At 68.1% G+C, this 10843-nt stretch carries 4 protein-coding genes; all 4 read right to left on the reverse strand.

What is annotated here, in order from left to right; all coding sequences use genetic code 11:
- Positions 1–2 precede the first annotated feature (2 nt).
- Positions 3–662, reverse strand: coding sequence for a 50S ribosomal protein L3 (rplC, locus tag ACFWJ8_RS13320; protein ID WP_018171444.1), 660 nt, complete (start codon positions 660–662; stop codon positions 3–5).
- 8 nt (positions 663–670) lie between these two features.
- The gene (gene rpsJ, locus ACFWJ8_RS13325; RefSeq protein ID WP_018171443.1) at positions 671–979 is read right to left on the reverse strand and encodes a 30S ribosomal protein S10; all 309 of its coding nucleotides are present in this window, start codon (positions 977–979) and stop codon (positions 671–673) included.
- Between the two features lie 487 nt (positions 980–1466).
- Complete coding sequence (locus ACFWJ8_RS13330) at positions 1467–3470, reverse strand: hypothetical protein (RefSeq protein ID WP_378812112.1); 2004 nt, start codon at positions 3468–3470, stop codon at positions 1467–1469.
- Positions 3471–3904: 434 nt separating this feature from the next.
- Positions 3905–10729 (reverse strand): LPXTG cell wall anchor domain-containing protein, encoded by a 6825-nt coding sequence (locus ACFWJ8_RS13335; RefSeq protein WP_378812115.1) that lies wholly within the window; start codon positions 10727–10729, stop codon positions 3905–3907.
- Between the last annotated feature and the right edge of the window lie 114 nt (positions 10730–10843).

Here is a 10843-nt window from a genome sequence, read left to right on the forward strand (position 1 = left end):
GATCAGGCACCCTTCACTGCGTTGCGGACGTAGACGATGCGGCCACGAGCACCGGGGACGGCGCCCTTGACGAGCAGCAGACCCTTCTCGGCGTCGACGGCGTGCACCTTGAGGTTGAGGACGGTCACGCGCTCGCCACCCATACGGCCGGCCATGCGCATGCCCTTGAACACGCGGCTCGGGGTCGACGATGCGCCGATCGAGCCGGGCTTGCGGTGGTTGCGGTGCGCACCGTGCGAAGCGGAGACACCCTTGAAGTTGTGACGCTTCATGACACCCGCGAAGCCCTTGCCCTTGCTGGTGCCGACGACGTCGACCAGCTGGCCGGCCTCGAACGTGCCGTCGACCGTGAGCTCCTGACCGAGTGAGTAGTCAGCGGCGTCAGCGGTGCGGACCTCGGTGAGGTGGCGACGCGGGGTCACGCCAGCGGCCTCGAAGTGGGCCGTCTGGGGCTTGTTCACCTTGCGGGGGTCGATCTGGCCGTAGGCGATCTGAACGGCCTTGTAGCCGTCCTTCTCGGGCGTGCGCACCTGGGTGACGACGTTCGGCGCGATCTCGATGACGGTGACGGGAACGAGCTTGCCGTTCTCGTCCCAGACCTGGGTCATGCCGAGCTTGGTGCCCAGCAGGCCCTTGGAAACCTTGTTGTTGATGTCAGCCATGTCGAACCTCAGAGCTTGATCTCGATGTTGACATCGGCCGGCAGGTCGAGGCGCATCAGCGAGTCGACAGCCTTGGGCGTCGGGTCGATGATGTCGATCAGACGCTTGTGGGTGCGCATCTCGAAGTGCTCGCGGCTGTCCTTGTACTTGTGAGGCGAACGGATCACAGCGATCACGTTCTTCTCGGTCGGAAGGGGCACCGGGCCCACAACCGTCGCGCCCGCACGGGTCACGGTGTCGACGATCTTGCGCGCCGACGAGTCGATGACCTCGTGGTCGTACGACTTCAGGCGAATGCGGATCTTCTGTCCCGCCATTGTCTGCTCACTCTCTTTCTCGCGTCATACCCCTGTGGCATTGGACGCACGTGGGCGCTGAGCGCCCTGGCACTTCTGCACCGCTTTGCGCGGGGCGTGCTGCACCGCTGTTCTGCTGTCAATCCGGATGCCGCGCCGAAGCGCCGCTCCCGGCATCCGTTCTCCGCCCGCGCGAAGCATGGCTCCGCTGGAGGTGGATTCTGGATGTGGTGGTTCTGCTGCCCGCGGCCTAGGACCCTGCGCGTTGCGCCGCCTATGCACTGCCCTGGCAGTGATCCAGCGCACGCCAAGAGGGGCGCCGGAATGTGGAACCTCACTAGTCTACGTGCGGCCCGGGCGTGTCGCAAACTCGGGCGTGTCGTGACGCGGGTATGCTCGGGCGTTTCTCAGGCGGCGGCCCCTCCCCCGGCGGACAGGATGCCGCAGCACGGCGAGAGGGGCGGCCGCGCTGTGCGCGACCGCCCCTCTCGGCGTCAGTGCTGCCGGGTCACTCGGACGCGGCGCGACGGCGGCGGTAGGCCGCGATCGCGACGACGGCGATGCCGGCTGCGAGGGTCGCACCGCCCGCGGCGACGAGCAGGGGGCTCACGCCGCCACCCGTGGTGGCCAGGTCACCGCTCGACGCATCGGCCGGCGTCCCCGCCGTCGGGGTGTCACCGCTGGGCGTGTCGTCGGTCGGCGTCTGCTCCGTCGGGGTCGTCGGCGTCTCGGGACCGCCGATCGGCGGGTTGGCGCACTCGGCGCTCGCCTCCGGGTACTCGACCTCGGTGGAGTACGTCGGGTTCACATCGAAGCGCACCGTGACGCCCTGACGGGTCCAGGCGAAGTTGCCGTCGGTCTGCGCGTACTCACCGTCGACGAGCTCCCAGCCCGGCCACATCTTGGGCTCGCCGTCCGAAGCACCCGGCCACAGCAGTTCGCCGCTCAGCGGCTGGCCGGTGACGACGTAGTCCTCACCTTCCGGGTTCAGGAACGTGATCGTGACGGGGTTCGCGCTCGGCGCGACGAAGCCCGCCGGCAGAGTCAGCGTGTAGCCGAGGTAGGGCACGTCGCCGACGCACACCGACTCGATGTCACCCGGCACGAGCGGGCACGTGCCGATCTCGGCCTGCGTGAGGTCGCGGTTGCGCGTCTCGGTGACGACGGTCGGCTCGGCGTCGCCGATCGTGGTCGTGACCGTGCGGGTCTGCACGACAGCGGTGTCACCGCACGCCCAGACGCCGTCGGTCCATTCGCTCGTCTCGACGGTCGTGACCGGCGGGCAGGTCTCCATCTCCTCGGGCGTCAGCGCGCGCTCGGCGGTGGTGTCGACGGAGGTCGGCTTGCCGGGCACCCACGCGTGGGTCTCGACGTCCCACACGGGCTCCGTGGTCGTGGTCGTGGTCACCACGACGGCCTTCGTCGCCGTGCAGTCGACCGTGGTCTTCTCCGTGGTCTTCACCGTGGGCGCGGGCGGGGCCGGACGGCAGTCGTCGGCGTCCGCCGACAGCTTCGCCAGCGTGGGAACCGGCCACGAGATCGTGGCGTCTGCGGCGAACACCGTGCCGTCCTTGGGCGCGGCCGTCCATACCGTGAATCCGTCCTCGCCGGGTGCCGACGTCCAATCCGCGTTCGCGCTGAGCGTCAGGGTGCCCTCCACCAGGCAGGTGCCGGGCGTGTAGGTGAGCGTCGGGGTGACGACCTCGGGCTCGTCCACGACGCCGCACTCGAGGTTCGGGTACGTGTCGGTCTGGTTCGTCTGCACGAACGACACCGTGTAAGAGGCATCCGGGATCAGCGCCGAGTAGGCCCACGAGATCGTGCCCGCCGTGACCTGCGCCTGGGTGAGGGGCTTGGTCGTGCCGTCCGAGAAGCGCAGGCCGAGACCGTTCCAGCCGCCTGCGACGTTGAGGTCCACGTAGGCGTTGACCTGCTTGCCCTTCGCCTCGTTGTACGTGATGTTGATGTGATCGCCGTTGGTCAGCGCGCGACCGTAGTCGATCGTGACGGCGACGCAGTCCAGGTCCTGGGTCGGATTCGGGGTCTGGGGCTCCTCAGGAGTGGTCCCCTTGCAGACGATCCAGTGCGACACATCGGACTGCTGACCGCCCTTGTTGAGCGGCGACGCGTAGGCGACGCCCGCGGTGGGGTGCTCGATCACGTTGTTGTAGAGGCTGCCGCCCTTGATGACCAGCAGCTCCCAGTGGTCGCCGGGCCAGGAGTCCTGGTACGCGTTCAGAGTGACGGTCTTGCCGCCGTCGGTGACCTTGCCGTGGTCGGAGCGCTGCGACGCGTCGTACTTGTAGCACTTCGCATCGTGCGCCGCGTAGAGCTTCTCCCAGTACCCCACCTGGTTGGTCTGCGGCGTCCACGTCTGCATCTGGCCTTCGACGCCCTTGAGCGTCGTGGTCGCGGATGCGCCGGCGGTGACCAGCGGTGCCACGACGAGCGCGGCGGCGATCAGGGCGCCCGCGAGCGCCTTCAATGTCTTCTTATGGCGTGCTTCAGGCACGACTGTCCTCCCCATAGCGACGCTGCAGCGCCGTTCCCAGCGACGCGCGGGGGCGCGCCGTACTCTTCGGCGCGTGAGGCGCCGTACATCCCAGCGACATGCGGGGGCACGTCGTTTTCGGATCGCGTCGGAACCCACTCCGGGCGACCCTGATCCGCCGTCCTTTCGGGTGGTACGGCGGAGGACGGCAAGCCGTCTTGTGTGCAGGCTATCGCGCGCGGTCACCGAGAGCGAAATCGGGGCCCCAGGTCATTCTCCGCGTGCCGTGACGAGTGGATGCCGGGGCCCCGGCATCCACGTCTCGAACCTGCCGCGCACGCGACCGAGCCCCTCGCCATCGGGGCGGCTGAGGGGCTCGGACCTCCGTCGACACAGGCTCGACGAAGATGGGGTGGGAGAGGGCGGACCTTGGGGTAGCCCACCCTCTCTCACGCTCACACGGTGGGCTTGGCCTCGCCGCGGCGACGGCGGGTGACGACGAACATCGTCGTTCCGGCCAGCAGCGCCAGCAGGCCGAGCATCGCCAGCAGGGGCGACGGCTCGCCACCCGTTGCCGGCAGGGCCGACAGCAGGACGATGGCGTCGTCCGCGTCGCGACCCGTGTCGCTCGGGTCACCGAAGGTGTAGTAGTCCACGACACCGATGTTGGTGATCGAGCTGCTGGTCGACTTCGGGTTCACCGTCGCCGACAGCGTGATGGTCGGAGCGACCGACACGCCTTCCGCACCCTGCGGCTGCAGAGGTCCGTTCAGCGTGCAGGTGAGCGTCCCGCCGTAACCCGAGCCGTCCTGACCGGCCACCGCGCAGGAGGACCAGCTCGGGAACGCGGTCGCGTCGCCCTCGCCCGGCCAGCTCACGTCGGTGATCTTCAGGTCGGCCGGGATCGCGTCGGTGACGACGACCCCATCGGCTGCCGAGTCATCGCTCACGTTGGCCACCGCCAGGGTGTACGTGAACGACGCGCCCGGGTCGGTCTTCTCGACGCTCGCCGTCTTCTCGATCTGCACGTTGGAGTGACGTGCCACCGCGCAGCCGGCCGTGGCCGCCGGGTACTCGGTCGAGAACACCAGCTCCGGGTTGACAGAGAACGTGATGGTGGAGCCGAGGCGCCACGCGTAGTCCAGCTCGCTGTCGTCGAGGATCAGGCCGTTGAAGATGTAGTTCGCCTGATCCGCGGCCGGGATGATGTCGGTCGTGCCCGGGTAGTAGTACTGCGTCGGGCTCGAACCGGGCACGATGTCGCTCAGCTCGATCGGACGCCAGCCCGGGTAGTCGATGCTCACGCCCGAGGGGCTGAACGCCGCGCCCGGCCAGGCGATCTCGTCGCTCCACGTCGCCGTGCCGCCCGCGTGCGTGATGTCCACGTTCTCGGGTTCGGTGGTCGCCGTACCGGTGTCGGGCGTCCACAGGAAGTGGATGTCCTCATCGATGAGCGCCTGCGACTTGCTGATCGTCCAACCCAGGAACGGGGCATCCGCCACGCACTTGGTCCACACGATCGCCGTGATCTCGCGCACCGGGATCTCGACCGTCGAGCAGTTGTTCTCCTCGACCTGGTCGCGCTCGGCCGCGACACACGCGGTGTTGGTGAGCGACTCGAGCGGATCCGCCGGCTGCGACGATTCGTCACCGGGCACCACCGGCGGCACCGGCGTGGCCGTGAACGTCACGTCGACGAGGATCGTCGCCGTCGCACCCTTCGCGAAGGTCGGGATGCTCGCGATCACGGTGTTGTCGGCATCGACGTAGTCCGGGTCGTTCTCGTTCGTCCATCCGGCGGGCAGCGTGAGCCCGGTGACGTCCAGACGCTCGGGGATCGGATCCGTCACCACGACGTCCTCGGCGTCGCGCGTGCCGTTGTTGGTGACGGTCAGCTCGTACCGGAACGCGTCGCCCGGTTCGACCGAGTCGCCGTCCTCGAACGGAACCCACTCGCCCACCTCCCCGTCGAAGACCTGGAGCATGCCCGTCTTCACGATCGAGACGTCGTCGTAGTTGACCTCGTCGCAGGCCGTCGCGTCCTGCGACTGCTCACCGAAGACCAGCGACACGGTGTTCCAGATCGGAGACCCTTCGTCGTCGGCGGTGGTGCACGGTGCCGGTGCCGACGGGTATTCCGGCACGCCGGTCACCCGCAGGTCGGCCCAGATCCGGTACGTGTGGGTGAGGATGCCGTCGATCCGATCCTGCGCGCTGAACGCGCCGATCGCCTTCAGCAGCCACGTCCCGGTGCCGTCCCAGGTGGCCTCGGTCGGATCAGGGGTGTCGGCCCCGACCGCCTCGGCGTGCCAGTCGCCCTCGAGTTCCACGTTCGCGGGCAGGGCGTCCGGCTTCTCGACGAGCGTGTAGAGCACGTTCGTCACCGGGCCCTCGGCCGGCGCCGCCGGAGCGGTCACCTTCACGAGGTACGACACCCGCTGCAGACCGGTCTCGGGATCCTCCGTGGTCCCCTCGGCCGTCTTGGCCACCGTCGGGTAGACCGGCGGGGTGCAGGCTTCGACGGTCACCGGCGGCAGCTGCTCGGTGAACGAGAGCGTCGCCTCGTTGAAGAAGCCGAGGCCGCGCTGCTCGCCGTTCTTCGTGCAGCCGACCGTGTTCTGCTGCAGGTCGGTCACGTCGAGCGTCGCGTGCACCGTCACCGTGTAGGTGTGGGTCGCGCCCGCCGTGATCGTCTTGCCGGTCGCGATCTGCGCCGACCAGACGTCGCCGACGTGGTCGAACGGCTCGTCCGTGGTCCCCTGGCCGCTCCAGCTCGCGTCGACGACGTCGATGACGCCGTAGTCGAGAGTGTCGGACAGGTTGTACTTCGACGACAGGTGGCCGGGGTTGACCGCCGGGTCGTTCGAGAGAGTGACCTTCAGCTCGTACTGGATCTCCCATTCCTTGGTGTCGGGATCACGCGAGATGTCGCTCACCGTCTTGGTGACCGTCGGGTACACCTTCTCGGCGATCGGGCCGCACGCGTCGTCCTCCTGGACGATGTGCTCGACCGTCAGGATGCCGGTGTTGTAGAACCCGGTCCCCGGTCCCTCGCATGCGCGCTCGTCCGCGGGGATCTGCGCCGGGATGCGGACATGCCACGTGACGCGGTACACGTGCGTGGTGTTGTCCTCACCGCCGATCGCGACACCGGTGACGAAGGGCGTGCCGTCCGGCGCGATGCCCTCGATCACCGTGCCCGCGGGTGCGGGCAGGATGCGCTGCGCGTCACCCGAGACGACCTCGACGCCCGGAGCGAAGTCCGGCTCGTCACCCAGATCGTAGGTGCGCTCCCCTCCTGCCAGCGTGACCGTGATCAGGTACGAGACATCCCACAGGTCAGGATCGGTCTGATCCTGGACCGAGGCCTCGATCTCCTTGGTGATCGTCGGGGCGCAGACCTCGACGGTCTCACTGTCGGACTTCGACGACTCGTCGGACGGGTCGACCGTCGCGGTGTTCGGGTATTCGGTGCACACGCCGTCGGGGGTTCCGAGCGTCCGTGTGTACTCGTACGACTTCGGGCCGTCCGCCGCGTTCAGCACCTTGCTGCCGCCGAACTCCGCGGCCGTGTCAGACACGGTGGCCGTGGCATCCGTCGTCGCCGGCGTCACCTCGCCGAAGTCGACCGAGGCGCTCGTCGACGCCGCGCCCGAGGTGTTCGGGAGCGTCGCCTTCGGCCACGTGATGTCGACCGTGTTCGTGATCTCGGACGATGCTGTGGCGTCGTCGAGGTCGCACGTGTACGGGAACTCGCGCATGCCCTTCGCGGGGATCGTCAGGTTCGCCGTGCCCGTGACGACACAGCCCTCGAGCTGGTCGTCGAGCGTGATCGTGACCGGGACGCTGTTCGGGTTGTTCACCGTGATGGTGCCCTCGACCACGAAGTTCGAGTCCTGGGCTGCGGTCGGAGTGACCGTCACCGTGTACTTGAAGTCGGCCGTTCCGCCGACCGGCACCGTGATCGCGTTGTCGTTGACGTCCTTGGTGATGCTCCAGTCGTAGTCGCGGTCGAACGAGCCGGTCGCCGTCTTGGCGATCGTCAGGTCCTGGTAGCCGCACAGCTCGACGGTGGCATCGTCGGACTGCTCGGTCTCGACGATCGTCGCGGTGTTGTCCACCTCGACGCACGCGCCGACGGTGCCCTGCAGCTCCCGGTCATACGTCCACTTCTGGACCTCGCCCTCACCGGTCCACGTGTGCTCGCCGAGGACCACTGCGGGGCCGGCGGGGTTCGTGAACTGGTCGGTGACCGTGACGGTCTTGTCGTTGAGATCGGTGACGACCGCGTCGGCGAAGTCGAAGTCCTTCGTCCCCGTCGCCGTGCCGCTCGTGCCGAGCAGCCTGCTCTTGTCCCACGTGGCCGTCGCCGTGTTCGTACCCGACGTGTCGGCGGTCGCCGACGGCGCGCAGGTGTAGTCCACGAGGATCGTGCTCTGGGCAGGAACGGTGAGGTCGGCCGGCAGGTCGAGCGTGCAGCTGGTCGCACCGATCTTGTCGGTGAGCGTCGTGAGCGGAACGCCGACCTTGTTCGGGTTCGTCACCGCGATCTCACCCGACACCGCGAAGTTCGAGTCGGATGCCGCACCGTCGGTGACCGTGACCGTGTAGGTCGCGGTCGCCTTGCCCGTCACCGGGTCGACGACCAGCTTGGTCGCCTTCGCCGTCTTGTCGATGTCGAACGAGTAGCTCCGGTCGAACGTCGGGTTCGCCGTCTTGGAGACGGTGAGGTCCTGGTAGTCGCAGACCGTCACCTTCACGTCGTCGGTGTCGCCGGTCTCGACGATCTTGGCGATGTTGGTGTAATCCACGCACGAACCCGGCGTGCCGTCGAACGTGATCGAGTAGTGGAACTCCTTCGGACCACCGGCCCAGTCCACCGTGCCGAGAGTGACGGGGTGGGCGGGGTCGGTCTTGTCGTCCACGACCGTCACCGTCTTGTTGATCGGCGAGACGTGCCAGTCGGCCGTCGAGATCTGGACCGTGTCGGTCACGCTCGAGTTCGGGCTGTACGCCGCATCGTCGTCCCACGTGACCTTGGCCTTGTTCGAGCCCTGCGCGAACAGCCCGTCGTCGGGGAACGTGCAGTCGTAGTCGAACACCTTCGACGAGTTCGCCGGGATCGTCGCACCGGCGCCGCCGGTGACCGTGCACGACACGTCGGCGAACGACGGCAGGTCGGTGACCGTGGCCACGACGTCCCAGTCGTTCGGGTTCGCGACCGTGATCTGGCCGCTCATGGCCCAGTCGGAGTCGGTCGCGTCACCGGGGGTGACGAGCACGGTGTAGTCGAACGTCGCCTTGCCCGTCACGGGGTCGACCGTCTTGACCGTCTTGTCGACGCTCTTCTCGATGTCCCACGCGTAGGTCCGCGTCAGGCTGACGACCACGTTCTTCTCGATCGTGAGGTCGGCGCCGGTGCACACCTGCACGGTGACGCTGTCCTCCAGCTTGGGCTGGTCGCTCGTCGCAGCGATCGAGGCGGTGTTGTCGTAGTTCTTGCAGACGTCCGACCCCAGTTCGGAGCCGAGGCTGCGGGAGTACTGGAACTTGGTCGGCCCGTCGAGCTTGGTGACGACCTTGGAGCCGCCGAACGCCGCCGCGGTGTCGGACACCGTCACCGACGCGTCGGTCGTCGCCTTCGGCGCCAGTCCCGCGAAGGTGTAGTTCGCCGTGGCCTGAGTCGATCCCGCGGGGATCGCCGTGTCGCCCCACGTCACCGTCGCGGTGTTCGTGCCCGCGGCGCCCGTGGGCAGCGTGCAGGTGTAGGCGATGTTCGCCGTGCCGCCGTTCTTGGCGACGACCGGGGTCTGCGATCCGTTGATGACGCATGTCGCGCCGGGGATCGAGTCGGTCACGCCCGTGATCGGCACGTCGATCGGGTTGGTGTTCTTGACCGTGATCACACCGGTCACGGTGAAGCCCGAGTCCTGCGGCGCCGACGGCGTGACCGTGACGGTGTAGTCGAACGTGGCGCTCTGACCCGGCTTGACCTTGGCGCTGTCGTGGTCGACCGTCTTCTCGATCGTCCAGTCATAGTCACGGACGAACGACGGCGTCGCCGTCTTCGTCGCGGTCAGCGGCACACAGGTCGACGGCGGGGTGACCTCGAGCGGTCCGACCCAGCCCTTGGGGTTCGAGCCGGGGCCCGACGACTCACCGGTGAAGCTGCGCAGGTACGCAGTGGCCGCCGAAGGGGCGGGGCAGCCAGGCTGGATCACGCCGCCGGTGAGATCGGTGACGTTCAGCCCGATCTCGAAGAACGCGCCGGCCGGGATCGTACCGCCCTGAGGGCTCGCAAGCGGCGCATCGCTGGCGGCCGCGAAGAAGGCGCCGGCGACGGGAGCATGACAGTTCGGGGATGCACCGGACGTCGGGTAGTCGGCCTGCGAGGTGTACGTGCAGGTCAGCTCGAGCACGGGCAGACCGTTGCCCTGCATCGTGAAGAAGAAGACGTAGCCGCCCGCACTGCGGTTGGGCTGAGGCACGTTGTTGCCCATGCGGATGCCGAGGTTGGTCACCTCGATCGCGAAGCCGCCGGTGCCGGAGTTGCTGGGGCGCTCCCACGCCATGTTGAGCAGATAGTCCCCGCCGACCGTCTCTGCGAAGGAGTAGACGCGGTCGAACTGGACCTTCGGCGGAGTGCCGCCGCCCTCCGACCAGGTCTCCGTCGGGTCGTCGTCCTTGCGGCCGGTGTTGTACGTGCCTCCCTGGGTCGTGGTCGTGTAGGCGACGCTCGTCCAGTCCTTGTTCCCGCCGCAGTCGCCAGGAGTGTAGTTGCCGTCGATCTCGAAGCCACCGTTCAACTGGCCGCAGACGAGGGCCAGAGGACTGATGTCGGCGTTCGGCGCAGCCAGCGGAGCGATCCTCTGCGGAGTCGTGGCGTCGGGCGCCGCCGGGGAGTCGGTGGGCGTCGTCGCGGCATCCGCGGCCGAGGTGTCGGATGCCGACGTGTCCGTCGCAGCAGCGTCGGCGGCATCCGTCGCGGCAGCGTCAGCGGCATCCGTCGCGGCTGCGTCAGCGGCATCCGTCGCGGCTGCGTCAGCGGCATCCGTCGCGGCTGCGTCAGCGGCATCCGTCGCCGAGGCATCCGTGGCCGAGGTTTCGGTCGGAGTGTCCGCTGCCTGCGTGGTGGCGGCGGGGTCTGGGTTCACCTCCTCCGCGATGGCGGGCGAGAGGCCCGAGAACACGAGGGTCGTCGACACGACGGCCGCGATCCCTCCGACGTACCAGCGGTTCTGGAGCGCGATCCTGCGCTCCTCATTTCGCTGTTGACGCATGCGGCGGCGCATTCCCCCGTTGCCGGAAGCGCGCACGAAAGTACGACTGAACATCATTTCACCCTTGGTCGTTACGACACAGGGCGCCCCAGATGGAGCCCCTCCCAATCACGC

This window comes from Microbacterium sp. NPDC058389 (assembly GCF_042722305.1).
GTDB lineage: Bacteria > Actinomycetota > Actinomycetes > Actinomycetales > Microbacteriaceae > Microbacterium.

What these genes read in the sequence shown, in the direction of transcription:
- ACFWJ8_RS13335 (WP_378812115.1), bottom strand. Translation starts at nt 10,729, where the DNA reads ATGCGTCAACAGCGAAATGAGGAGCGCAGGATCGCGCTCCAGAACCGC.
- rplC (WP_018171444.1), bottom strand. Translation starts at nt 662, where the DNA reads ATGGCTGACATCAACAACAAGGTTTCCAAGGGCCTGCTGGGCACCAAG.
- rpsJ (WP_018171443.1), bottom strand. Translation starts at nt 979, where the DNA reads ATGGCGGGACAGAAGATCCGCATTCGCCTGAAGTCGTACGACCACGAG.